This window comes from Kluyvera georgiana, from assembly GCF_050990895.1.
In the GTDB taxonomy this organism is placed as follows: Bacteria; Pseudomonadota; Gammaproteobacteria; order Enterobacterales; family Enterobacteriaceae; genus Kluyvera; species Kluyvera georgiana.
Map to the genome: position 1 here is coordinate 1,243,476 of NZ_CP158865.1, position 24,493 is coordinate 1,267,968.

General features: G+C 56.8%; 18 protein-coding genes. 7 read left to right on the forward strand and 11 right to left on the reverse strand.

Annotated features, from left to right (window positions below; translation table 11 throughout):
- Nucleotides 1-74: 74 nt before the first annotated feature.
- The 5 genes from purL to glnB all read left to right on the forward strand — a co-directional run bounded on the left by purL (nucleotide 75) and on the right by glnB (nucleotide 8,413).
- Nucleotides 75-3,962 carry a phosphoribosylformylglycinamidine synthase gene (gene purL, locus ABTW00_RS05970; RefSeq protein ID WP_433639529.1) on the forward strand — a complete coding sequence of 1,296 codons (3,888 nt, stop codon included), beginning with the start codon at nucleotides 75-77 and terminating at the stop codon, nucleotides 3,960-3,962.
- A 567-nt stretch (nucleotides 3,963-4,529) separates the two neighbouring features.
- Nucleotides 4,530-5,966, forward strand: coding sequence for a two component system sensor histidine kinase QseE/GlrK (gene qseE, locus ABTW00_RS05975; protein ID WP_065355946.1), 1,437 nt, complete (start codon nucleotides 4,530-4,532; stop codon nucleotides 5,964-5,966).
- Between the two features lie 17 nt (nucleotides 5,967-5,983).
- A complete protein-coding gene (gene qseG, locus ABTW00_RS05980; RefSeq protein WP_074416781.1) occupies nucleotides 5,984-6,676 on the forward strand; it encodes a two-component system QseEF-associated lipoprotein QseG in 693 nt (230 codons plus the stop codon).
- The gene (gene glrR, locus ABTW00_RS05985) at nucleotides 6,669-8,006 is read left to right on the forward strand and encodes a two-component system response regulator GlrR (protein WP_064543473.1); all 1,338 of its coding nucleotides are present in this window, start codon (nucleotides 6,669-6,671) and stop codon (nucleotides 8,004-8,006) included. The genes qseG and glrR overlap by 8 nt, the downstream gene beginning before the upstream one ends.
- Nucleotides 8,007-8,074: 68 nt before the next feature.
- Nucleotides 8,075-8,413: a nitrogen regulatory protein P-II gene (gene glnB, locus ABTW00_RS05990; RefSeq protein ID WP_002914032.1), complete on the forward strand. Its 339-nt coding sequence runs from the start codon at nucleotides 8,075-8,077 to the stop codon at nucleotides 8,411-8,413.
- A gap of 139 nt (nucleotides 8,414-8,552) precedes the next feature.
- Here the strand turns inward: glnB and dtpD are convergent, their stop codons facing one another.
- The 5 genes from dtpD to hmpA all read right to left on the reverse strand — a co-directional run bounded on the left by dtpD (nucleotide 8,553) and on the right by hmpA (nucleotide 16,832).
- On the reverse strand, nucleotides 8,553-10,016 hold the full coding sequence (dtpD, locus tag ABTW00_RS05995) for a dipeptide permease DtpD (protein ID WP_433639533.1): 1,464 nt from the start codon (nucleotides 10,014-10,016) through the stop codon (nucleotides 8,553-8,555).
- A 59-nt stretch (nucleotides 10,017-10,075) separates the two neighbouring features.
- Nucleotides 10,076-12,223, reverse strand: coding sequence for a lysine decarboxylase CadA (cadA, locus tag ABTW00_RS06000; protein ID WP_433640942.1), 2,148 nt, complete (start codon nucleotides 12,221-12,223; stop codon nucleotides 10,076-10,078).
- Nucleotides 12,224-12,313: 90 nt separating this feature from the next.
- The gene (gene cadB / locus ABTW00_RS06005; protein ID WP_433639535.1) at nucleotides 12,314-13,645 is read right to left on the reverse strand and encodes a cadaverine/lysine antiporter; all 1,332 of its coding nucleotides are present in this window, start codon (nucleotides 13,643-13,645) and stop codon (nucleotides 12,314-12,316) included.
- 348 nt (nucleotides 13,646-13,993) lie between these two features.
- The gene (cadC, locus tag ABTW00_RS06010; protein ID WP_433639538.1) at nucleotides 13,994-15,505 is read right to left on the reverse strand and encodes a lysine decarboxylation/transport transcriptional activator CadC; all 1,512 of its coding nucleotides are present in this window, start codon (nucleotides 15,503-15,505) and stop codon (nucleotides 13,994-13,996) included.
- Between the two features lie 136 nt (nucleotides 15,506-15,641).
- Nucleotides 15,642-16,832 (reverse strand): NO-inducible flavohemoprotein, encoded by a 1,191-nt coding sequence (hmpA, locus tag ABTW00_RS06015; RefSeq protein WP_433639540.1) that lies wholly within the window; start codon nucleotides 16,830-16,832, stop codon nucleotides 15,642-15,644.
- A 326-nt stretch (nucleotides 16,833-17,158) separates the two neighbouring features.
- Here hmpA and glyA point away from each other — a divergent pair, with 326 nt between their 5' ends.
- On the forward strand, nucleotides 17,159-18,412 hold the full coding sequence (gene glyA, locus ABTW00_RS06020; RefSeq protein WP_024157213.1) for a serine hydroxymethyltransferase: 1,254 nt from the start codon (nucleotides 17,159-17,161) through the stop codon (nucleotides 18,410-18,412).
- A gap of 119 nt (nucleotides 18,413-18,531) precedes the next feature.
- Here the strand turns inward: glyA and ABTW00_RS06025 are convergent, their stop codons facing one another.
- From ABTW00_RS06025 to hcaE, 6 genes are all read right to left on the reverse strand, one after another.
- The gene (locus tag ABTW00_RS06025) at nucleotides 18,532-18,954 is read right to left on the reverse strand and encodes a DoxX family protein (RefSeq protein ID WP_433639543.1); all 423 of its coding nucleotides are present in this window, start codon (nucleotides 18,952-18,954) and stop codon (nucleotides 18,532-18,534) included.
- Nucleotides 18,955-19,102: 148 nt separating this feature from the next.
- Nucleotides 19,103-20,305 (reverse strand): phenylpropionate dioxygenase ferredoxin reductase subunit, encoded by a 1,203-nt coding sequence (gene hcaD / locus ABTW00_RS06030; protein ID WP_433639545.1) that lies wholly within the window; start codon nucleotides 20,303-20,305, stop codon nucleotides 19,103-19,105.
- 9 nt (nucleotides 20,306-20,314) lie between these two features.
- Nucleotides 20,315-21,127, reverse strand: coding sequence for a 3-phenylpropionate-dihydrodiol/cinnamic acid-dihydrodiol dehydrogenase (gene hcaB, locus ABTW00_RS06035; protein WP_433639547.1), 813 nt, complete (start codon nucleotides 21,125-21,127; stop codon nucleotides 20,315-20,317).
- A complete protein-coding gene (gene hcaC / locus ABTW00_RS06040) occupies nucleotides 21,124-21,444 on the reverse strand; it encodes a 3-phenylpropionate/cinnamic acid dioxygenase ferredoxin subunit (RefSeq protein ID WP_038642667.1) in 321 nt (106 codons plus the stop codon). The genes hcaB and hcaC overlap by 4 nt, the downstream gene beginning before the upstream one ends.
- Nucleotides 21,444-21,962: a 3-phenylpropionate/cinnamic acid dioxygenase subunit beta gene (hcaF, locus tag ABTW00_RS06045; protein ID WP_433639549.1), complete on the reverse strand. Its 519-nt coding sequence runs from the start codon at nucleotides 21,960-21,962 to the stop codon at nucleotides 21,444-21,446. Before hcaF ends, hcaC begins: the two co-directional genes overlap by 1 nt.
- Nucleotides 21,959-23,320 carry a 3-phenylpropionate/cinnamic acid dioxygenase subunit alpha gene (gene hcaE / locus ABTW00_RS06050; protein WP_087856404.1) on the reverse strand — a complete coding sequence of 454 codons (1,362 nt, stop codon included), beginning with the start codon at nucleotides 23,318-23,320 and terminating at the stop codon, nucleotides 21,959-21,961. The genes hcaF and hcaE overlap by 4 nt, the downstream gene beginning before the upstream one ends.
- A 136-nt stretch (nucleotides 23,321-23,456) precedes the next feature.
- Between hcaE and hcaR the strand changes: the two genes are divergently transcribed.
- Nucleotides 23,457-24,341 carry a DNA-binding transcriptional regulator HcaR gene (hcaR, locus tag ABTW00_RS06055; RefSeq protein ID WP_064543496.1) on the forward strand — a complete coding sequence of 295 codons (885 nt, stop codon included), beginning with the start codon at nucleotides 23,457-23,459 and terminating at the stop codon, nucleotides 24,339-24,341.
- Nucleotides 24,342-24,493 lie beyond the last annotated feature (152 nt).

Below are 24,493 nucleotides of genomic sequence, written 5' to 3' on the forward strand. Positions count from 1 at the left end.
GGGCGCAGGATTCTCTATAATAGCCGCCGTTCTCCCCCATTGCGCACACTGAAAGCTGAGAAGACGAGAGACTTATGATGGAAATTCTGCGTGGTTCGCCTGCACTGTCTGCATTTCGTATTAACAAACTGCTGACGCGGTTTCAGGCAGCCAACCTCCCGGTAAGCAATATTTACGCCGAGTATGTCCATTTTGCCGACCTGGACGCGCCGCTGACCGAAGACGAGCGGGCCCGACTCGAGCGACTGTTGCAGTATGGCCCGAGCCTGAACAGCCATACCCCTACCGGTAAACTGCTGCTCGTCACTCCCCGTCCTGGCACTATCTCTCCCTGGTCTTCCAAAGCTACTGACATCGCCCACAACTGCGGTCTGCAGCAGGTGCTGCGTCTGGAACGCGGCGTGGCGTACTACGTTGAAGCCGCAAGCCTGACCGAAGCGCAGCTGAACGCCGTGGCGGCAGAACTGCACGATCGCATGATGGAGAGCGTGTTTGCTTCCTTGCAGGATGCGGAAAAACTGTTTGCGCATCACCAGCCTGCGCCGGTCTCCAGCGTCGACCTGCTCGGTGAGGGCCGTCAGGCGCTGATTGACGCCAACGTGCGTCTCGGCCTGGCATTGGCGGAGGATGAAATTGACTATCTGCAGGACGCGTTCAGCAAACTGGGGCGCAACCCGAACGACATCGAGCTGTACATGTTCGCGCAGGCCAACTCCGAACACTGTCGCCACAAGATTTTTAACGCCGACTGGATTATCGACGGTAAACAGCAGCCGAAGTCGCTGTTTAAAATGATTAAAAACACCTTCGAAACCACTCCGGACCACGTGCTGTCTGCCTATAAAGACAACGCCGCGGTGATGGAAGGCTCTGAAGTCGGGCGCTACTTTGCCGACCACAAAACCGGTCGCTACGATTTCCATCAGGAGCCAGCCCATATCCTGATGAAGGTGGAAACCCATAACCACCCGACCGCCATCTCTCCATGGCCGGGCGCGGCAACCGGCTCCGGCGGTGAAATTCGTGATGAAGGCGCCACCGGGCGCGGCGCGAAGCCGAAAGCCGGGCTGGTGGGCTTCTCCGTTTCCAACCTGCGTATTCCTGGCTTCGAACAGCCGTGGGAAGAAGATTTCGGCAAACCGGAACGTATTGTTACCGCGCTGGATATCATGACCGACGGCCCGCTGGGCGGCGCGGCATTCAACAACGAATTTGGTCGCCCGGCGCTGACCGGCTACTTCCGTACCTACGAAGAGAAGGTTAACAGCCACAACGGCGAAGAGCTGCGCGGCTACCACAAGCCGATCATGCTGGCGGGCGGGATCGGCAACATTCGCGCCGATCACGTGCAGAAAGGCGAGATCGTCGTTGGCGCGAAGCTGATCGTTCTCGGCGGCCCGGCGATGAACATCGGCCTCGGCGGCGGCGCGGCATCCTCTATGGCCTCCGGTCAGTCTGATGCCGATCTCGACTTCGCCTCCGTACAACGCGATAACCCGGAAATGGAACGCCGCTGTCAGGAAGTTATCGACCGCTGCTGGCAGATGGGCGATGCCAACCCGATTCTGTTTATTCACGACGTCGGCGCGGGCGGTCTGTCCAACGCCATGCCGGAGCTGGTAAGCGATGGCGGTCGCGGCGGTAAATTCCAGCTGCGCGATATCCTCAGCGACGAGCCGGGTATGAGCCCGCTGGAAATCTGGTGTAACGAATCTCAGGAACGTTACGTGCTGGCGGTTGCCGCCGACCAGTTGCCGCTGTTTGACGAACTGTGTAAGCGCGAGCGCGCGCCGTATGCGGTGATTGGTGAAGCGACTGAAGAGCAGCATTTAACCCTGAGCGACAGCCATTTTGACAACCAGCCGATCGACATGCCGCTGGATGTGCTGTTAGGTAAAACGCCGAAGATGACGCGCGATGTACAGACGCTGAAAGCGAAGGGCGAAGCGCTGGCGCGCGAGCAGATTACGCTGGCTGACGCGGTCAACCGCGTGCTGCACCTGCCGACCGTCGCTGAGAAAACCTTCCTCGTGACCATCGGCGACCGTACCGTTACCGGTATGGTGGCGCGCGATCAGATGGTGGGACCGTGGCAGATTCCGGTAGCTAACTGTGCGGTCACGACCGCCAGCCTCGACAGCTACTACGGTGAAGCGATGGCAATCGGCGAACGTGCGCCGGTCGCGCTGCTGGACTTCGCTGCCTCCGCTCGTCTGGCTGTAGGGGAAGCGCTGACCAACATCGCCGCCACGCAGATCGGCGATATCAAACATATTAAGCTGTCGGCAAACTGGATGTCCGCCGCGGGTCACCCGGGTGAAGATGCCGGTCTGTACGAAGCGGTGAAAGCCATCGGTGAAGAGATGTGTCCGCAGCTGGGCCTCACCATTCCGGTGGGTAAAGACTCGATGTCGATGAAAACCCGCTGGCAGGAAGGCAACGAACAGCGCGAAATGACCTCGCCGCTGTCGCTGGTGATTTCCGCCTTTGCCCGCGTGGAAGATGTTCGCCACACCATTACGCCGCAGTTGGTCACCGAAGACAACGCCCTGCTGCTGATTGATCTCGGCAAGGGCCACAACGCGCTGGGCGCAACGGCGCTGGCACAGGTTTACCGTCAACTGGGCGATAAGCCGGCCGACGTGCGCGACGTGGCGCAGCTGAAAGGCTTCTACGACGCGATTCAGGCGCTGGTCGCACAGCGTAAGCTGCTGGCCTACCACGACCGTTCTGACGGCGGCCTGCTGGTCACCCTGGCAGAGATGGCCTTTGCCGGGCACTGCGGCGTGGAAGCGGATGTTGCCAGCCTTGGCGACGATCGTCTGGCCGCGCTGTTCAACGAAGAACTGGGGGCGGTGATTCAGGTGCGCGTCGCTGACCGTGAGGCGGTGGAAGCGATTCTGGCGGCCAACGGTCTGGCCGACTGCGTGCACTTCCTCGGTAAAGCCGTTGAAGGCGACCGCTTCACCCTGACCGCCAACGGTCAGCCGGTGTTCAGCGAAAGCCGCACCACGTTGCGTATGTGGTGGGCAGAGACCACCTGGCAGATGCAGCGTCTGCGCGATAACCCGGAATGTGCCGATCAGGAACATGAAGCGAAAGCCAACGATAACGATCCTGGCCTCAACGTGAAGCTCACCTTCGATATCGCTGCGGATGTTGCGGCACCGTATATTGCCACCGGTGCGCGCCCAAAAGTGGCCGTACTGCGCGAGCAGGGCGTGAACTCCCACGTTGAGATGGCGGCCGCCTTCCACCGTGCGGGCTTTGACGCTATCGATGTCCACATGAGCGACCTGCTGGCAGGACGCACCGGTCTGGCGGACTTCCAGGCGCTGGTGGCCTGCGGCGGTTTCTCCTACGGCGACGTGCTGGGCGCAGGGGAAGGCTGGGCGAAATCGATTCTGTTCAACAACCGCGTACGCGATGAGTTTGAAACCTTCTTCCATCGTCCGCAGACGCTGGCGCTGGGCGTGTGTAACGGCTGCCAGATGATGTCGAATCTGCGCGAGCTGATTCCGGGCAGCGATCTGTGGCCGCGCTTTGTGCGTAACCACTCTGACCGTTTTGAAGCGCGTTTCAGCCTGGTGGAAGTGACCAGCAGCCCGTCGCTGCTGCTGGCCGGGATGGAAGGTTCCCGCATGCCGATCGCCGTTTCCCACGGAGAGGGTCATGTGGAAGTGCGTGACGGCGCACACCTTGCCGCGCTGGAAAGCAAAGGTCTGGTGGCGCTGCGCTTCGTCGATAACTTCGGTAAGGTAACCGAAGCCTACCCGGCGAACCCGAACGGCTCGCCGAACGGCATTACGTCGGTCACCAACGAAAGCGGCCGCGTCACTATCATGATGCCGCACCCGGAACGTGTGTTCCGTACCGTGGCGAACTCCTGGCACCCGGAAAACTGGGGCGAGGACAGCCCGTGGATGCGTATCTTCCGTAACGCGCGTAAGCAGCTTGGCTAATCCTTCCAGCCCCTCTTCGGAGGGGCTTTTTTTATTCTGCGGTGTCGATAGGGCGAACAACGTGATACCGGTATTGCGCGGGTGTCGGTAAATCCCGACATATCGCCCAGGTCAGTGTCTCCAAATGGAGACGCTTAATTATCTGATTTTTATGTTATTTATTTTTTCTGGAAAAGAGTGTCTCTAATCGGCGACATTGTGAGTGAATGACGCGCAATTCGTTAACTGCGATTTTTTCATATATTTTCCATATATTTCATTGTGTTAATTTATTGTTTTGAATATTGGCACACATCGTGCATAATATTAACCAGTGGCTCATTCACCTTCTTATGTCAGCCCCTTCGGGACGTGCTACATAAACTTCGAATGACGCACAACAAGGTGCCTGCCGTCCAGCAACTGATAATAGCGCTGCTTTATCAACCATCGGGCGAAACGTTGAGTTAGGCACCGCCTTATTCCATAACAAAGCCGGGCTTTTGCCCGGCTTTGTTATTTCTGGCCTTTTCCTCGCCGATATCCTCAGTTAGCATTCCGGTACGTTGATTTACTGAGACACCTCCGTTGAAACGCCTCTCTCTTTCGCCCCGATCGCTGCGCCAACTGGTGACGCTGGCCTTTCTGCTGATTCTGCTTCCGCTGCTGGTGCTGGCGTGGCAGGCCTGGCAGAGCCTGAACATACTGAGCGCGCAGGCCGAGCAGACTAACCGCACCACGCTTATCGACGCTCGCCGCAGTGAAGCGATGGCTAATGTCGCGCTGGATATGGAGCGTAGTTACCGCCAGTATTGCGTGCTGGATGACCCTACGCTGGCGAAGGTGTACCAGAATCAACGGAAGCGCTATAGCGATATGCTGGACGCGCATGCTGGCGTGCTGCCTGATGAAACCCTTTACCAGCGGCTGCGCCAGAATCTGCACGACCTGACGCAGCTTCAGTGCACGAACAGCGGCCCGCAGAAAGAGGCGTTGGCCCGGCTGGAAGCATTCTCCAGCGCCAACGCTGAACTGGTGCAGGCCACCCGCACCGTCGTCTTCTCCCGTGGGCAGCAGCTTCAGCAGGCAATTGCCGAGCGCGGCCAGTTCTTTGGCTGGCAGGCGCTGGTGCTGTTCCTGGTAAGTCTGGCGATGGTGCTGCTGTTTACCCGCATGATCATCGGGCCGGTGAAGGGCATTGAGAGTATGATTAACCGATTGGGGGAAGGGCAATCGCTGGATGGCGAAGTGATGTTCCGTGGCCCGCGCGAGCTGCGATCCGTCGGGCAGCGCATTATCTGGCTGAGCGAGCGTCTGTCGTGGCTGGAATCACAGCGCCATCAGTTTCTGCGTCACCTTTCTCACGAGTTAAAAACGCCGCTTGCCAGCATGCGCGAAGGTACCGAACTGCTGGCCGACCAGGTGGTTGGGCCGCTTACCGCCGAGCAAAAAGAGGTGGTTGCTATTCTTGATAGCAGCAGCCGCAACCTGCAAACCCTGATTGAACAGCTGCTGGACTATAACCGTAAGCTCAGCGAAACTGCCGTACGGATGGAGTATGTCGCGCTGGCGCCGTTGATCGAGATGGTCGTTTCCGCGCACAGCCTGCCCGCGCGAGCTAAAATGATGCGCACGCAGGTCGACCTGCAGGCGGCTGGCTGCCTGGCGGAGCCGACGCTATTAATGAATGCACTGGATAATCTCTACTCGAATGCGGTGCACTATGGCACTGAATCCGGTAACATTTATCTCCGAAGCCGTCGGGAAGGGGGGCGTGTTTCTATTGATGTCATCAATACCGGCTCACCTATCCCGGACGCAGAAAAATTAATGATTTTCGAGCCTTTCTTCCAGGGCAGCCACCAGCGCAAAGGCGCGGTGAAAGGGAGCGGTCTGGGGTTAAGCCTGGCGCGCGATTCAGTGCGCAAAATGCACGGCGAACTGCATCTCCTTGACGCTCAGGACGGCAACGTCTGTTTTCGCATCGAGCTTCCGGCCCCTGGGCTTGAAAAAACAACCACCTAAATCAATATCGAGTGACTATGCCCCAACGATTAGCACGTACGGGTCAACGACTACGGCAGTGGCGAGATGGCCTGTTAGGCCTGGCCTGCGTGATGCTCTCCGGATGTAACGCCACGCTTTTACCGCACAATGCGGGCGCCAGCGGCGAGGTCAGCGAGCCGCGACAGCAGGTGGCGGATTATCTGTCGACCGATTGCGATGACATCTGGTCGCTGAATGGCGGTACTGCCGAAAACAATCCACTTTACTGGTTGCGCGGTATGGACTGTGCCGACCGTCTGGCGGCGGCCCGCGCCCGTGCCGAAGCGAACTCTCTGGCTGCTGACAGCTGGCAGGGCGCGTTTAAGCGCGGCATCCTGTTGGCAAACGCCAAAATTGCCCCCGCGGAGCGACGTCAGCTGGTCAGCGACATTGACGCGCTGAGCCCGCAAATTCCTACCCGCATTCGTCCGCTCTACCAGGTATGGCGCGATGGTCAGGCGCTGCAATTGTCATTGTCCGAGGAGCGACTGCGCTATAGCAAACTGCAGGAAACCAGCGATGGTCAGCTGGACGCGCTGCGTCTGCAGCAGCAGCAGCTCCAGGCTGAACTGGATCTCACCACCCGCAAACTGCAAAACCTGACGGACATTGAACGCCAGCTTTCCAGCCGTAAGCCGGGCGCTGATATATCACATCCGGCGGCATCTGATGAGGATAAACATGAGTAACCGTAAACCTGCGCACCTGCTGCTGGTGGATGATGATCCCGGTCTGCTTAAGCTGCTGGGGATGCGCCTGGCTAGCGAAGGCTATCGCGTCGATACGGCGGAAAGCGGTCAGCAGGGGCTTCGCGTACTGGCGAAAGAGCGTATCGATCTGGTGATTAGCGATCTGCGCATGGACGAAATGGATGGCATGCAGCTGTTCAGCGAAATCCAGAAAGTGCAGCCGGGTATGCCGGTGATTATCCTCACGGCGCATGGCTCGATCCCGGATGCGGTTTCCGCCACGCAGCAAGGCGTGTTTAGTTTCTTAACCAAGCCGGTGGATAAAGATGCGCTCTATAAGGCCATCGATGAGGCGTTAGCGCGTTCTTCGCCTGCCAATGATGAGCAGTGGCGGGAAGCCATCGTCACCCGTAGCCCATTGATGCTGCGCCTGCTGGAGCAGGCGCAAATGGTGGCGCAATCGGACGTTAGCGTGCTGATTAACGGCCAGAGCGGTACCGGCAAAGAGATTCTGGCGCAGGCGATTCATAATGCCAGCCCGCGTCACGCAAAGCCGTTTGTGGCGATTAACTGCGGCGCGTTGCCGGAACAGCTACTTGAGTCCGAGCTATTTGGTCACGCTCGCGGTGCCTTTACCGGCGCGGTCAGCAACCGTGAGGGGCTGTTCCAGGCGGCTGAGGGCGGCACGCTGTTTCTCGATGAAATTGGCGATATGCCCGCGCCGCTGCAGGTGAAGCTGCTGCGCGTGCTGCAGGAGCGTAAGGTGCGCCCGCTGGGCAGCAACCGCGACCTGGACATTAACGTGCGGATTATTTCCGCCACCCACCGGGATCTGCCGAAAGCGATGGCGCGCGGCGAATTCCGTGAGGATCTGTTCTACCGCCTGAACGTGGTGAATCTGAAGATTCCGACGCTTGCCGAACGTACCGAAGATATCCCGCTGCTGGCAAACTACCTGCTGCGCCAGGCCGCCGACCGACATAAACCGTTCGTGCGCGCGTTTTCTACCGATGCGATGAAGCGTCTGATGGCGGCCAACTGGCCGGGCAACGTGCGTCAACTGGTGAACGTGATTGAGCAGTGCGTGGCGCTGACCTCTTCGCCGGTGATCAGCGATGCGCTGGTGGAGCAGGCGCTGGAAGGGGAAAACACCGCGCTGCCAACCTTTGTCGAGGCGCGTAATCAGTTTGAACTTAACTACCTGCGCAAGCTGCTGCAAATTACCAAAGGTAACGTTACCCATGCCGCGAGGATGGCGGGCCGCAACCGTACCGAGTTCTATAAATTACTCTCGCGCCATGAACTGGACGCCAACGATTTTAAAGAGTAGCACCGTACATACGAGTGATTTATGATACGGTAAGCAACCGGTTACGCGATAAAAACGACAGGAATACCATGAAAAAGATTGATGCGATTATTAAACCCTTCAAACTGGATGACGTCCGTGAAGCGCTGGCGGAAGTGGGCATCACCGGGATGACGGTAACGGAAGTGAAAGGCTTTGGTCGCCAGAAGGGCCACACCGAGCTCTACCGCGGCGCCGAGTACATGGTGGACTTTCTGCCGAAAGTAAAAATTGAAATCGTGGTCACCGACGATATCGTCGATACCTGCGTGGATACCATTATCCGTACCGCCCAGACCGGCAAAATCGGCGACGGCAAAATTTTCGTCTTTGATGTGGCGCGCGTGATTCGTATCCGTACCGGCGAAGAGGACGACGCGGCAATCTAAGCCCATCCTCATCTGCCTGCGGGGATACGCAGGCGGTCGGCGTAGGCCGGATAAGCAAAGCGCCATCCGACCTACATGAGGTGCCGGATGGCGGCGTAAACGCCTTATCCGGCCTACAAAGTTTCAGGCGGCCTTTGTATTATTCGTCAGCCTGCGCCAGCGGCGCGCTGGGCGAGCCGAGCAGACGTTTCAAGACGACCAGCACCATAATCAGCGCCACGCAACCCAGCGTCCATTCCCCCATCTGTGAGAAAAAGTGCCCGTAGGCGTCGACAGCCGTTTCGCTGATCTGCGATTCGGTGGTTTTTTGTGCCACCACGCCCGCCAGCCAGTTGGCGACGGAGCCGGTTGCCAGCATGTAGATACCGGTCAGTACGCCAGTGACGCCGGGCAGATTCAAGCGGGTAATTTGCGCCATCGCGACCGGGTCAATAAACAACTCCGCGAACCCCATTAGCGCCAGACCCACGATCATCATTCCCATCGACGCCTGGCCATGGACCTGCGCACCATGTGCGTTCAGCGCCAGCAGCATAAAGCCCGCGGCCATCAACGCCAGGCCAAAGGCGAACTTCAGCCACACCCGCAGCGTCGAGCTAATCCCCCCTTCCGGACGCGCCAGCCAGGCGAGCACGACGCCAGCGAACATCACCGCAATTGCATTCACTGACTGGAATAGCGCGGTGGGCACTTCAATATTCAACCAGTGGCGGTTGACGAAGTGGTCAATAAACAGGCTGATGGAGCTGCCGCCCTGCTGTGCCAGCACCCAGAACAGCGTACCGGTCAGCATCAGCAGAACGATCTGCCCCAGCGCGCGGCGTTGTTGTGGGAAACGCAGCATGATACGCGCCACAATCACCGCGGCGGCGGCACAGACAATGCTCAGCAGATAACCGGACCAGTCATTCTCCAGCAGCAGCGTAAAGAACACGGGGGCGACGCACAGCATCAGCGCCAGCCAGCCCCAGGTCGGCAGCACAAATTTCACCGCGCGCAGCGCCGGGCGATTTACCCCCTGCGTGTGGCGGAAGTGGCGGTGGCCGCCTAAAAACACCAGCAGGCCGATAAACATGCCGACTCCCGCCAGCGCAAAGCCGACGTGCCAGCCGTACCATTGGGCCGCCAGCCCGCAGGCGATCGGCGCGGCGATGGAGCCGATATTTCCGGCGGCATACAGCAGCGAGAAACCGCCGTCGCGGCGATGGTCATCCGGCGCGTAAAGCTCGCCGAGCAGGCAGCTGATATTGGATTTAAACAGGCCATAGCCGCAGATAATTATCGCCAGCGCAACATACAGGCTCCAGGTCGCGTCGGATTCGACGCCGAGCACCACGTGGCCGAGCGTCATCAGTAGCGCACCGGCAATCACCGCCGTGCGGTTGCCGAGCAGGCGGTCGGCGAGCCAGCCGCCCAGAATAGGGGTCACATAGACCAGAGAAGCGTAAGCGCTGAAAAGGTTGATCGCATGGCTGTCGTTAAAGCCGAGCTGGTGAGTGAGATAAAGGATGAGGAGGGCGCGCATGCCGTAAAAGCTGAAGTATTCCCAAATTTGAATCGCCACGATGTAGTAGATCGCGCGCGGTTGTGAGGGTGTTTTCATGTGAACTCCTTGCGGCGTGAAAAAAGGGAAGCGGCATGCCGCTTCCCTCTACTTTTTTATTATTTGTTGTTTGCTGCTTTCAGCACTTTTACGGTGTAACGGCCGTCAGCCTGACGATAAGCGCCATGGATGTCGGTTTCGAAGCCCGGATAGTGCGCGCCGATTTCGCACAGCATCTGCAGGAACTCCAGCACCGGACGGCTCTGCTCGGTGATTTTTTCACCCGGCATCACCAGCGGAACACCCGGAGGATACGGCAGGATCATGTTGGCGTTAACGCGGCCTACCATCTCATCGAGATAAACCTCTTCGGTTTCACCGTGCAGCTCTTTCTGGAAGGCGGCATACGGCGTCATTTCCATTTCCGGCAGTACTTCAAACGCGCGGAACATCAGGTCCGGCAGGTTGTGATGCTCAACCAGTTTATGGATATTCTGCGCCAGTTCCTGAATACGCATGTTTTCATAAAACTCCGGTGCCTCGCGGTACAGCGCCGGCAGGATGTTTTTCACGCGCAGGTTCAGGTCGAACGCGCGTTTGAACTCGGTCAGCGCGCGCAGCAGGCTCAGCGCCTTGGTTTTATCGATCCCGATGCTGAACAGGAACAGCAGGTTGTACGGGCCGGTTTTCTCAACGATGATGCCGCGCTCGTCGAGATACTTCGCCACCAGGCTTGCCGGAATACCGAACTCGTCCATGGTGCCGTCTTTCTTCATCCCCGGGGTCAAAATGGTGACTTTGATCGGGTCGAGGTACATGTGTTCGTTATCGATGTTTTTGAAGCCGTGCCACGGGCTGTCGGAGCGTAGCGGCCAGCATTCCGGGCCATCGATGTGATCCGGCTGCCAGACATCAAAGAACCAGCCTTCGGATTCGCCTTTCAGACGTTTGATCTCTTTACGGAACTTGATCGCGCGTTCGATAGAGCCATTAATCAGGCGCTTACCGGCATTACCTTTCATCATCGCCGCGGCGGTTTCGGTGGAGGCCACGATACCGTAGTGCGGAGAGGTGGTGGTGTGCATCATGTAGGCTTCGTTGAAAGTCTCTTCGTTGACATCACCCTTCACGTGAATCATCGAAGCCTGAGAGAACGCGGCCAGCAGCTTGTGCGTAGACTGGGTTTCATAGATCACTTTGCCTTCTACACGGCCACCGCTCATCCCGCATTTACCGGCATAAATCGGCGAGAAGTTGGTATAAGGCACCCACGCGGAGTCGAAGTGAATGGATTTCACATCCAGCGTTTTCTTGATGTAGTCGGTGTTGTACAGCAGGCCGTCGTAGGTGGAGTTGGTGATAACGGCGTGTACCGGCCAGGTGGCGTTCGGCGTCTCTTTCACGCGTTTGGCAATCGTCGCGTGCTGGAATTCGCTTTGCGGAATCCCACCCAGAATGCCGTAGGCGTTACGGGTCGGACGGAAGTAGATTGGCGTAATGTCGCTCATCATCATCAGATGGGTCAGCGATTTGTGGCAGTTACGGTCAATCAGTACGGTGCTGCCTGCTGGCGCTGAGTACATGCCGACAATCTTGTTGGCGGTAGAGGTGCCGTTGGTCACCATGTAGCTACGTTCGGCGTTAAAGACGCGGGCGATATACTCTTCCGCTTCTTTGTGCGGGCCGGAGTGGTCAAGCAAAGAACCCAGTTCGGAAACGGAAATCGACACGTCTGACTTCATGGTATTCGGGCCGAAGAAGTCATAGAAGATGCTGCCGACCGGGCTTTTCTGGAAAGCGGTACCGCCCATGTGGCCTGGCGTACAGAAGGTGTATTTGCCTTCGTGAACATATTTGAACAGCGCTTTGGTCAGCGGCGGCAGAATGGTATCGATGTATTCATCGGTATTCTGGCGAATTTTAGCCGCGATATCGGCGGCGGCGCCCAGCGCGTACTCGAAGAAGCGAACCTGCATGCGCAGATCGTTGAGGCTCACGTCGAGGGTGGAGTAGCTGTTAGCGAAAGCATAAACGGGCATGTACTCGTTCATCGCGCTGATCTCTTCACACAGCTCGAGATTGTATTTATCCCAGTCGAAGATCACGCCGCACAGACGGGCGTTGTTTTCAATCAGCTTCAGCAGGTCTTCGCGGTCATTTGGGTAAACAATCTGGAAGTTCAGGCCTTCCAGGGCGCGGTGAAGCTCACGGATAGGCTCTTCTTTAAAGTAGACGCCCATGTGATTCATGATAGCAATAACGTTCATAGTCATAGTCATGTTTCCAGGTAAAGGAGGCCCTTCCCACCGCGTTAGCGGCAGGGGAGGAAGGGCCTGCAGAAATAGGGGGGTTAGCGGTTAGAGCACTTCAGCCGGTTTGTTGTCGTGGTCGTCATGCTGACGCTGATGCATTTTGCGGCCATAGAACATCAGGATGACCAGGCTGACGATAAAGGTGCCGGACAGCTCGAAGGAGTTGGCACCCATCAGCGCGATAAAGCAGAACGCACAGCCCAGGATGGAGCACACCAGGCTCGCCGAGTTACGAATGTTGAAGCCTTCGAAGCGAATCAGGTCAACGCAGGAGTAGAAGTACGGCAGCATGGTCAGCAGAACCGCAATACCGGTCAGTTCACCGAACAGGTCAGAGGCTTTACCGCCGCTGGAGTTCATTATGGTGATGATAATCATCAGCGCGGTCATTTTGACGGCGGCGAGCAGCAGGCCTTTTTTCGGGATGCCGTTTTTGTCGACTTCGCCGTAAACTTTCGGGAAGTTACCATCGTTAGCGGCACGAACGCCCGCCTGGCCAACCAGCATCATCCAGGAACCCAGAGAAGTCAGGCACGCAAAGGCGGTAAAGGCAGACACCATTGGCGCAGCCCAGCTACCCATGATAGTCGAGGCGCTGACGGCGAACGGTGCGCCGGAAGAGGCCATGACGGAAGCCGGATACATACCGGAGATAACCTGCGTGGCGGCGATGTAGATAACACCGGCAATCGCGGTACCCAGCATAGTGGCGAGCGGCACGGTACGTTTCGGGTTTTTCACCATGCCGGTGCTGACGGCGGCAGATTCCACGCCGACGAAGGCCCACAGGCACAGCAGAATACTTTTGATAACCGCGTGCGGATCGGTGGTTGTCGAGGTGTTCCAGTTAGCCTGATAGGTTGCCATATCAAACCAGTGCCAGCCGATAACGGCGGTGACGACAACCGGGATAAGCACCAGCACCAGACCAATGGTCGTGAGTCGGCTTACCCAGGTCCCACCGAGCATATTCACGAAGGTGAACAGCCAGACGATGGCAATACAGGCGATACCCGCTGGAATCGGGTCATTTAATACTGGGAAGAAGGTCGATAAATAAGAGACGGCGGTAATCCCGATTGCCAGGTTACCAATCCAGTTGGCATGGTAATAAAGCACGCCGGTCTGGAAACCAAATGCCGGAGATAATTCACCCGCGTAGGCAATTGGGCCACCCTGTTGTGGGTTTTTGGTTGCCAGTCGCGCATAAACATATGCCAGCGACATCGCGCCAATAATAGAAATTACCCAACCCCAAATTGCAATACCACCGATGCTGGCGAGGTTTGCAGGTAATAAGGCAATGCCGCTCCCCATCATATTCCCGGCAACAACGCCGGTGCAGGCAAATAGCCCAATCTTCTTAGCGGAACTCATGTTCGTTTCTCCTGAGCAGTATTTTTAAGTCCGGACCGCGAGGTGAGCTATGGCGAGCGACCCGACCAACTGACGGCAATATTACTGAGCAGGCTAAGAGAAGTCCTAAAGTTAAAGTGAAATAAACACAAACATCGAAAAAATGAGGTGTTTAGCTTTTTGCATTAACATATCAGGATAAAAAGTTTATATCATGGAAAGGTAAATATTGAGTAATTACAAGGTGGTATGTTTTCTTCTTGCGGGAGGGGTGATGTTGCCGCAAGGTAACAATTAAAACCTTGCGACAACATCAATATTACATCTTGCGTGGCCTTATTTAACCATGATAATGATGGTCAACGCCCGCTAAGTGTTTTTAGGCAGGAAGGTTTGCAGATAAGGAACAATTTTCTCTATCGAAGTCTGAAATATTCCGTTCTGAATCCAGTACAGCGTATTATCACCGGGGCGTAAATTAAAAGCGGTGATATAGGCGTCAGCGGCAAGCCGATTCTCACCTTTCATTTCGTAGACTTTTCCCAGCACCACATAATTAAGCCATGACATTTCCAGCTCAATGCTTTTATTAATAGCCTCGTACGCGTTATCAATACTGCCTTTGCCTAACGCATCAATTGCCTGAATACGATATAATACTGCGCTATTTTTCAGTTCCGGCATATTGGCCACATGTTCTAATTCATGGCTTAACGACACCAGCTGGCTGCTATCAAACGGTTGCTGAGAATGGCGCAAGACATCCACCATCGCTTTCTGGGCATAGCCATAGGCGAAATCGGGCGATAGCTTAATAATACTATCGAGCATGCTGCTCGCCTTGGTTAAAGACGGCGCATCGCCCTGGGAAATTAATAACAGCGCCTGATAGAACTGCGCGAGTGACATCGGATGGGGCATATCCAGATGGGCCAGCATGGTTTGCATCTGTGCTGGCCATGGCTGCGTCAGCGCGGTAGAAAGGCTGTCAAAAAGATCGCGCTGAATAGACACCAGGTTTCCGTCGGTGACGAAATAACGCTTATCAAGCATCTTTGAACTGTCGGCGTTATCCACTAACAGTACCGACATAAAGCACTGTTGGGCGCGGTAGTGACGTTGGTTGACGAAGCTGATGGTCAGCGTTTTCCCTGAACTGCTGGGCTCATTGACGTTGTAGTTGGTTTTGTCATGCACCATAAAGGTGGAATAGGTATTCAGCGAGGTGGTAATCAGCGTTCCCAGCCCAATCGCGTAGGCCTGTTGCGATACCCAGTTATTGCACGATGCGCCCGGCTCAAAGCGTACGTCGATGTCGCGCGGGTTCAGCAACAGGTGCGAGCGGGTGATCTGCGGATGGGGACGAATAACGGTCAGTAACACCATCGCTATTAGCACGCCCAAAGAGAGCAGGAAGGCGATCTGAGTCCAGACGTTGGAATACCAGCGGCGTTCCGCAGTGAGTCGCGGGGCCACAGGGGCGTTTGCCGGAGCATGAGTGACCGTAGGAGCAGGCGAGACGACCGGCGTCTCAGGTGTTTGATTCTCTTCTCTTTCATCAAGCCACGTGACTTCAGCCGTCAGCTGATAGCCGCGTTTGGGTACGGTGATGATGTATTCGATGTGCCCATCGTCGCCGTCACGCAGCGATTTGCGTAGTTCAGAAATGCTCTGGGTGACCACATGACTGGTCACGATGTTACGCATCCAGATGTTATCGATCAGTTCATCACGGCTCAGTACTTGTCCTGGATGTTGGGCAAAGTACATCAGCAGATCGATTAATCGCGGTTCCAGAGTGAGCTGTCGGCCTGCACGGCTGATTTGATTAATAGAAGGCGTGATCAGCCATTCGCCAACGCGTACAACCGGTTGTTGCATATAAATGAATCGCCAAAGGATAAAAAATGGGACAGGAGATTAATCATAACACAACTCGCTGTGCGGTTTTTTGACCTTGCAGAGCGTAGGATGGAGGAGGAAGACGGGCAAAACATGCCCGTCTGGAAAGAAAAGATTACAACACTTTATGCGGTCCGAAGCATTCATAGTGAATACGATCGCTGCTGACGCCCAGCGCCACTAACTGTTTGGCCGCGTGCTGCATAAAGGCCACAGGACCACAGAGGTAGAACTGCATCTGTGGGTTCTGTAGATTCGCGGCCAGTGGTTCCAGCGCCATGAGCCCTTCGCTATCAAACGCGGCGGCCTGGCGGTCTGCCTCGGTTGGCGCGCGATACCACAGGTGCGATGTGAAGTGCGGCAGCTCCGCGCCCAGCGCGTTGACTTCATCAGCAAAGGCGTGAACCTCGCCGTTTTCCGCCGCGTGGAACCAGTTCACCTGCGCCGGATGGCGACTTTTCGCCAGGGTGTCGAGCATTGCCAGCATGGGGGTCTGGCCGACGCCGCCGGAAATCAGGGTCACCGGCGTTTGTGGTTCAACATTGAGGAAGAAGTCGCCTGCCGGCGCGACCAGATGAACAATATCCCCCTCTTTTGCCACGTTATGCAGCCAGTTTGACACCTGACCGCCGTTTTCGCGCTTCACCGCAATGCGGTAACCCCTGCCATCTGCCTTGCGGGTCAGTGAATACTGACGAATTTCCTGAAACTCAAAGCCCTCGGGCTTCAGCCATACCGCCAGATACTGGCCCGGTTGGTAATCCGCTACCGGCTGGCCGTCTACCGGCTCCATTTCAAAGCTGGCGATCAGCGCGCTACGCGGGGTTTTCTTCACGATACGGAAGGCGCGAGTACCTTCCCAACCTCCTGTTTTGCTGGCGTTGTCCTGATAAATTTCCGCTTCACGATTGATAAACACGCCCGCCAGTACCCCGTAGGCTTTACCCCATGCATCCAGCACTTCCTGGCCCGGGCTGAACATTTCGTCCAGCGTCGCCAGCAGATGCGCGCCGACAATATTGTATTGCTCCGGCTTGATCTGGAAGCTGGTGTGCTTCTGGGCGATTTTCTCCACCGCCGGCAGCAGGGCAGGCAGGTTTTCAATATTGCTGGCGTAGGCGGCAATAGCATTGAACAGCGCTTCACGCTGGTCGCCGTTGCGCTGGTTGCTCATATTGAAAATCTCTTTCAGCTCCGGATTATGGGTAAACATCCGGTCGTAAAAGTGGGCGGTGAGCTTCGGGCCGGTCTCTACCAGCAGCGGGATCGTGGCTTTAACGGTGGCGATAGTATGAGCATCAAGCATGGCAGGTCTTCCTTTCGTATTATCAATTGTTGCATGTTAAATGCATCTTATAAAAATAACCCTGCTATGTAAATGGTTCTTTGTAATAATGCGTTGCTGACGTTACAACGTGAATTATTTGCATCACAATCCTGAAAAGAAATCCATTTGCGCCCTGAAGCGCTTTATTGCTCAATCCCTTGTGTGGCTTGAAGGTAAACGTTTGCGTAATTTCGTTTGTCAAGACCTGTTATCACAGAACTAATCAGTTATACTGTGGGCCGTTGTCCAACAGGACTGCCTTTTTCAGGTCAAAATTTTATTGTTAGCTGAGTCAGGAGATGCGGATGTTAAAGCGTGAAATGAACATTGCCGATTATGATGCCGAACTGTGGCAGGCTATGGAGCAAGAAAAAGTACGTCAGGAAGAGCACATTGAACTGATCGCCTCCGAAAACTACACCAGCCCGCGCGTCATGCAGGCGCAGGGTTCTCAGCTGACCAACAAATACGCTGAAGGTTATCCGGGCAAGCGCTACTACGGCGGCTGCGAATACGTTGATGTCGTTGAGCAGTTGGCTATCGACCGCGCGAAAGAACTGTTCGGCGCCGACTACGCTAACGTGCAGCCGCACTCCGGTTCTCAGGCTAACTTCGCTGTTTACACCGCGCTGCTGCAGCCGGGCGATACCGTTCTGGGTATGAACCTGGCGCAGGGCGGCCACCTGACTCACGGCTCCCCGGTTAACTTCTCCGGTAAACTGTACAACATCGTCCCTTACGGTATTGATGAGTCCGGTAAAATTGACTACGACGAGATGGCTAAGCTGGCCAAAGAGCACAAGCCGAAGATGATTATCGGTGGCTTCTCTGCCTACTCCGGCGTGGTTGACTGGGCAAAAATGCGTGAAATCGCTGACAGCATCGGCGCATACCTGTTCGTCGACATGGCGCACGTGGCGGGCCTGATTGCCGCTGACGTGTACCCGAACCCGGTTCCGCACGCTCACGTTGTTACCACCACCACCCACAAAACCCTGGCGGGTCCGCGCGGCGGCCTGATCCTGGCGAAGGGCGGCGATGAAGAACTGTACAAAAAACTGAACTCTGCCGTGTTCCCAAGCGCGCAGGGCGGCCCGCTGATGCACGTGATTGCCGGTAAAGCGGTGGCGCTGAAAGAAGCGATGGAGCCGGAATTCAAAGTCTACCAGCAGCAGGTTGCGAAAAACGCCAAAGCGATGGTGGAAGTGTTCCTGAACCGCGGCTACAAAGTGGTTTCCGGCGGGACCGAGAACCACCTGTTCCTGCTGGACCTGGTTGATAAGAACCTGACCGGTAAAGAAGCTGACGCAGCCCTGGGCCGCGCCAACATCACCGTGAACAAAAACAGCGTCCCGAACGATCCGAAGAGCCCTTTCGTGACCTCCGGTATCCGTATCGGTTCCCCGGCTGTCACTCGTCGCGGCTTCAAAGAAGCGGAAGTGAAAGAGCTGGCTGGCTGGATGTGCGACGTGCTGGACAACATCAATGATGAAGCCACCATTGAACGCGTGAAAGCGAAAGTACTGGATATCTGTGCACGCTTCCCGGTTTACGCGTAAGCGTTGATCGTGTGATGTGAAAAAGGCCGCGAATGCGGCCTTTTTTTATGCCCGATGGCGCTACGCTTATCGGTCCTACTCGTAGGCCTGATAAGGCGAAGCCGCCATCAGGCAAACCCTCAGCGCTTATCTAACGAGATTTTGCCCGGCCCGACGATCGCCAGCTGCAGGAACGCCCCCGAGATACTGATGTTCTTGTAGAAGTTAATCATATTTGGCATCACCGCATCGCCGGTCATGTTCCAGTAGTGGTGCCCAATCACCGCCGTCCCCAGCGTATAGAACAGAAAGATCACCGCCAGCGGACGCGTAAAGAACCCTAGAATCACCAGAATAACGGCGGGAACTTCCATCACGATCGCGATGATGGCCGCCAGCGCCGGCATTGGTGTACCGATGGAAGCCATATACTGCACCGTGCCATCGTAGTGGAGCATTTTGGGATAGCCGGAGAGAATAAACAGCAGCACGATAGCGATACGGGCAACCAGCAGCAGCAGATCGCGCGAAGCGCCAAAGTCGAGATAGCGAAGCGAGTTCATGGCAGTTCCTTTGTGTAAGTACGTTTGATTTAAACGTAATACACAATTTTGTGGCCTGCCACACGGGGGCGAAAAATCAGTAGATTGGATGGTGCTTCGGTATGGCCCCTTCACCGCATTGATAAGAAGGGGCCGTCGTGCGCACCTGCTATAGCGACTTTAACGGTACGCTTTCATCACAAAGCGCGTCTTCACTGACTACGCGTCCCGACTGAATCAGCTTACGCAGCACGCGCACTTCGCGCCCGTTGTTGAGTGCTACCGCGCCGGCCAGCGCGCCTTCACGTAGCTGGAGCCAAATGGCTTTTCTGTCGCCCGGTTCACCACGACATAACCAGTTTTCTCCCTGCATTTCGCCAACAAACTGCAGGTTATCGCTGTGTTGATCGGTCCAGAACCAGCCCGGCGTGGCTTCCGGCAGGGGTAAACCGAGCATGGCGGCGGCGACGACCTGCGCCTGGAAGTTGGCATTTTCCCAGCTTTCTATGCGCCTTAAGGAGCCGTCCGGCTGGCGAGTGAGCGCCACATCTCCCGCGGCGAAAATCGCCGGGTCGGCGGTCGTGCAGGCGGCATCGACGATAATTCCGTTAGCGGTTTCCAGCCCCGCCTCGCGGGCCAGTGCATCGTTGGCCACGATACCGATACCGTAAACCACGGTATCAGCCTGTAGCGTTTCGCCATTTTGCAGGGTGAGTGAGATAAACTCGCCCGCTTCGGCGTGCTCAATGGCGCTGTTGAGCAACACCCGCACGCCGGCTAACTGATGGCGAGCCAGCAAATAATCGCGTACCGGAGCCGGGGCATTGCGGCCCATCACCGTTGACGCCAGTTCGACCACCGTCACCCGGCAGCCGCGCTGGGTGGCGCTGGCCGCCAGTTCGAGGCCAATGGTGCCCGCGCCGACGATGACCACCGACTTCCCCGGCTGTAGCGCAGCCCGGAGACGCTCGGCATCTCCCGCATGACGTAGGGTAAAACAGCGCTCGCCCAGCGCATCCAGCAGCGGTAGCGGCCTGGCGGCGGCCCCGGTAGCCAGCAGCAGCTGAGTCCAGCGGTAGGTTTGCCCATCGGCGAGCGTTAACGTGCGGGTTGCGCGATCGATCTCGCGAAGCGTCACGCCCAGATGCAACTGCACGTTGTGTTCCTGCCACCAGCTGGCGGGCAGAACCAGCTGAAGCTGCGGGTTATCGTCCAGCAGCATCGCTTTTGACAGCGGCGGGCGCTCGTAGGGTAGGTGAGCCTCGTCAGAAAAGAGGTGTAACGGTCCGCTAAACCCCTGCTGACGTAGCGCGGCGGCGGCCATCGCTCCCGCCTGGCCGCCGCCGATGATGGCAATAATCTGTTCGTTCATGGTGACTCCTTACAGATCCAGACCAGCCGCGACGTGCCGGATCCCACGGATCCCCAGACCGGCGTCGGCATTGATCATCACGCCGCTCAGCGTGCGGTTGTTGCGCCGTGACGCCAGCATCACGTACGGGCCGGTAAAATCTGCCGGATCGGGGAAAAACTGCAGCGGCAGAATGGCGGCGATTTTCTCCGGTGTTAGCGACTGCATAATCGAGGTGTCGTTTTGCCCCAGCGCCTGCGGGCCGCGCAGATCGGTCGCCATGCCGCACGGGCCGACACCGTTCACCCGCACTTTGGGGGCGAGTTCGTAGGCCAGTTGGCGAATCAGCCCGGTGGCCGCGTGCTTGCTGGCGGTATACAGGGGCCCGCCGCCGCCGGGATACCACGCGGCGTTAGACAGGGTAAAGATGATGCTGCCTTCGCTGGCGATTAATGCCTGGGCACAGGCTTTGGCGCCCAGCAGATAGCCCAGCACGTTAACGTTAAACAGCTCGTGGAAGCCGCTTTCCAGCGCCTCGGCGGGCGTATTGACCAGCGAAGCGTTGTGATCCCAGATACCCGCGTTGCCGATAAAACAGTCCAGCTTGCCGAAGGTCGTGAGGATACAATCCACCGCGCGCTGGTAGTCGGCATAGCAGGTCACGTTGCCTTCCACCGCCAGTACGTGTTCACCAAAGCGCTGGCGCAGGCTGGCAATCTTCGCTGTGGACAGCTCGAGCGTGGCGACTTTCGCACCTTCTTCAATAAAGCGTTCTACCAGCGCCAGCCCCAGCCCGGAGCCGCCGCCGGTAATAAACACAACGTTATCGCGTAAATCGCTCATCTGGCCTCCTCGGGTAAATCAATAAACACCTCGCCGCCTTCCACATGCACCGCATAGGTGGTGAGCGGATCGGTGGCGGGCAGGCACAGCGCTTTGCCGGTTTTCAGGCAGAAGCTGGCGGCGTGCAGCGGGCACTCCACCGTGGCGTCGTCTTCCAGATAGCCCTCCGACATCGAGGCGTTACCGTGGCTACAGCGATCGTTAATGGCATAAAACTCACCGCCAACGTGAAACAGCGCGATGACGGGAGAGGTTTCCAGCCGGAGGGCTTCCCCCTCCGGTAGCTCCGTGGCGGAGCAGGCAAATATGCGGCTCATCAGAACAGTACACTCAGGTTGTGGGAGGTGATCACCGCCTGATCGAGCACGATCTCACGCTCCAGTAAGCGCCATTCGTCGCCCGGCAGACGACGGACTTTATCCATGCGCGTGCCGACGTAGAACGTCTCGTCACGCTCTTTTTGTGCGCGGTACAGCAGATAGTTCAGGCGCACGGCGAACACGTCCGGCTGGTCGGTTTCGCTCACCTGCAGGTTGCTGATCATGTGGCGGGTGCGGGAAGGTGGCTCTTCGGCCCACGCCATGCCGGTTTCCAGCCGCGCGATGCGGCGTTCAAGCTGGTCTTTATTGTCGTTGAAAATCCAGGTGGTCGGCGGCTGTACGCCTTTGCGGCGGTCACGGGTTTGAGCATTGACCGTGGTGCGCATGGTGTAACGAATGCCGTCATCCAGCTGCGCCAGCCAGCCGCGGAACTGCCAGTCGTCCAGCAGACGCGCTTCTTCATACAGGAACTGGCTGATGCGGTGATGCAGCTCAGGGGAGACTAACGCGCTCATTTCATCACCTCCTGCTGGTATGCGGCGGTTTTTTCCTGCACTTCCTGCCAGCTTTCGCTGCTTAATAAATCGGCCCAGCGCTGATACATGCCGCGGGCAGCGGTTTCCGAGAAGATGTAGTTAGTGATCCCTGGAATGCCGTCTTCACGACGTTTTTCCTGGCCGAGACCCATCTCCAGGCACAGGTTGGTGTTGCGTGCCCGGTGGCCTTTGAGCAGTTTTTGAATCTCACACCAGTTTTCCGAGTCGTCCTGCTCAAGGAACCCTGCCGGGCCGAAGGCGCGGGTGGCGCTGTTTTCAAAAGCGGCTTTGACGTCATCAGAGGCGGCTTTATCGGCGATGCAGAACGCCCACACTTCGACTTTGTCCGGCCCGCGCGGATGCCAGACGCGCAGCGTGGCGGTGCCGTTCAGCCAGGAGAGCGTGGGGAAAATATTGTTGTGACCGGCGAGACGCAGCGCACGAACCTTACCCAGACGCTGCTCCGCCTCTTCATAGGTATCGCGATAGTAGCTGGAGACTTCGCCGTCGACCCAGACGTTGGCGTCCGGTTTCTCGGTAAAGAAGAAGCCGCTGCCGTGTCCATCCTGGCCGAACTGTAGCGCGTCTTTGGCGGTTTCCCATACCGGGCGGGCGGTTTGACCGTCTCCCAGGCGTTTGTCGCTGCCGTCGTCTTTCGCACCCAATACCTGTACGGCGGAAGCGTGGCTGAACAGCGCGTGATACTGGTCGCTGGCGAACTGTTCGGCGGGGAATTTCCAGTTACAGTCGATGGTCCACTTCTGTACGCCGCCGACGATTTCAGTGCCGCCTTCACGGCGATCCAGCACGCCGTCGAGATACCAGGCGATGTCGCCGAGATAATCGCGAAGATTCGGTGCGGTGGTATCCCAGTTACCGAAAATCAGCCCTTTGTAGCTCTCGACGCACGGCACTTCGTTCAGCCCCCAGTGGGATTTGCACAACCCTTGTGGGTAGGCGCGCGGCTCCAGCGGCACGTCGATCAGCTCGCCGTTAATGCCGTATGACCAGCCGTGATACGGGCAGGTGAAGGCGCGGGTGTTACCGCAGTCGGCATAACTCACGCGCATCGCGCGGTGGCGGCACTGGTTGAGAAACGCTTTGATGCTGCCGTCCTTCTGGCGCACCACCACCACGGCGTCTTCGCCCATATAGGTGTTAAAGAAATCGCCCGGTTTGGGGATTTGGCTTTCGTGGGCGAGAAACAGCCAGCAGCGTCCGAAGATGCGTTCCAGCTCCAGTTGGTAAATTTCAGGGTCGGTATAAATACGTGGGGTTACGCGACCGTTTTGCGTGTCGATCAGTCGGTAGATGTCTAAATTTGAGGGTATGGTCATATTTTTTAATCCTGAAAGCTAAGATGTATTGACCTTCTTTTTTTGTGCCCTAAGGATGTTGCTGGTTAGTTATCAATCTGTGAAATAGTAAATTTCTACCAGTTGAGACATTTTTTCGATAACAAGGAGAAGGGACATGGAACTGAGGCACCTACGCTACTTCGTCGCGGTGGCGCAGGAGTTAAACTTCACGCGAGCCGCGGAGAAACTGCACACCTCACAGCCTTCCCTGAGTAGTCAAATACGCGATCTGGAGCAGTGCGTGGGCGTAGCGTTGCTGGAGCGCGATAAACGCAAAGTGACCCTCACGGCAGCCGGTGAGTGTTTCTTGCAGGATGCGCAGGCCATTCTGGACAATGCGGAACAGGCCAAGCTGCGCGCGCGAAAAGCGGCGCTGAATAACGACCATCTGGCGATTGGCTTTGTCCCCTCTGCCGAGGTAAATCTGCTGCCAAAGGTGCTGCCGATGCTGCGTCTGCGTCAGCCTGAAACCCATATCGAGCTGGCGAGCCTGATGACCACGCAGCAAGAAGAGAAGCTGCGTAGCGGTGAACTGGACGTCGGGCTGATGCGCTATCCTGTTCATGGGCAAGATATTGAATTCATTGAGCTGTTTCATGAACCGCTGGTGGTGGTGCTTCCGGTAGGCCATCCATTATCCCGCGAGGAGAGTATTTCCGCCCAGCAGTTACACGGCGTGAACTTTATCACCACCGACCCAGACTATTCCGGCGAACTTTCATCGGTAGTGAATGCGTGGTTTGAGAAAGAGCGCAGCCAGCCGAATATCGTGCAGGTGGCGACCAATATTCTGGTGACCATGAACCTCGTTGGTATGGGGCTGGGGGCCACTTTGATACCCGGTTATATGAATAATTTTAATACCGGGCAGGTGGTTTTTCGGCCAATTAAAGGCGAAGCGCCGACGCTGGCACTGCTGATGGCGTGGAAAAAGGGCGAGCTAAAACCCGCCCTAAGGGATTTTATTGCGCTGGCGCAAAGACCGTTGGTTGAAGTCTAACGCGGGCGTGCTTCTCAGCGTCTGCCGTTGGTGCTGACAACTCTGGAGTGACAAAGAAGGAAAGTGATGCTCGTCACAATTTTCTGGTAACTACCTGCGTTAGTACTCTCCAGAATATGGGGAGAGTCATTAGACTATCGCCTCCATAACGG